Source organism: Marinobacter sp. ES-1 (assembly GCF_000475255.1).
Taxonomy (GTDB): Bacteria; Pseudomonadota; Gammaproteobacteria; order Pseudomonadales; family Oleiphilaceae; genus Marinobacter; species Marinobacter vinifirmus.
The window spans coordinates 1-822 of sequence record NZ_AXBV01000021.1; the positions used below are offsets into that span (position 1 = coordinate 1).

Below are 822 nucleotides of genomic sequence, written 5' to 3' on the forward strand. Positions count from 1 at the left end.
TCCCTGTACGCTCTGCTCCGCCATCCATGGCTCCGCAAGGTTTGAGAAAGACCTGCCCGCACACTCAGCTCAAACTCTGAACGGGTAGTCGAGACAAATCGACGATGCGTAAATGTGTGACTACCCGGCAGGAAATTCCTTACAGAACCTTCAAGGCCGCATCGTAATCCGGCTCGTGCTTGATTTCGCTGACCAGTTCGCTGTGGATAACTTTGTTGTTCTCGTCCAGTACCACGACCGCACGGGCGCACAGGCCGGCGAGGGGGCCGTTCTGGATGGCTACGCCGTAGTCTTGCTGGAAGGCGTAGTTGCGGAAGGTGGAGAGGGTTTCCACGTTGTCCAGGCCTTCGGCGCCGCAGAAGCGGGAGGCAGCGAAGGGCAGGTCGGCGGAGACGACGAGGACGACGGTGTTGTCAAGGCCGCCGGCTTTTTCGTTGAATTTGCGGGTGCTGGCGGCGCAGACGCCGGTGTCGATGCTGGGGATGATGTTCAGGATTTTGCGTTTGCCGGCCCAGTTATCGAGTTTCACTTCTTCCAGGCCGCTGCTGGTGAGTGTGAAGGGGGCTGCGTTGTCACCGGGCTGGGGGAATTTGCCGTCGATTTCGATGGGGTTGCCGTCCAGGGTTACGTTGTTCGCCATGGTTTGCTCCTTGCTGATTGGTTTCGGGAATTTGTACTTACTCTGTGTAGCCTAGTTTGGATGAGTTTTCATCCATGCGGTTTGTAGGGGTTTAGAGAAAGGGGAGAGGGCTTGGTTGGGGGACGGCGTTTCGAAAAACGCTCAAGCCATCCGTGGGCGCTTCTGCTCCGCCATCCATGGCT

At 57.7% G+C, this 822-nt stretch carries 1 protein-coding gene; it reads right to left on the reverse strand.

All coding sequences use genetic code 11. The features are described from left to right. Nucleotides 1–139: 139 nt before the first annotated feature. On the reverse strand, nt 140–640 hold the full coding sequence (tpx, locus tag Q668_RS01075; RefSeq protein ID WP_022987734.1) for a thiol peroxidase: 501 nt from the start codon (nt 638–640) through the stop codon (nt 140–142). Nucleotides 641–822 lie beyond the last annotated feature (182 nt).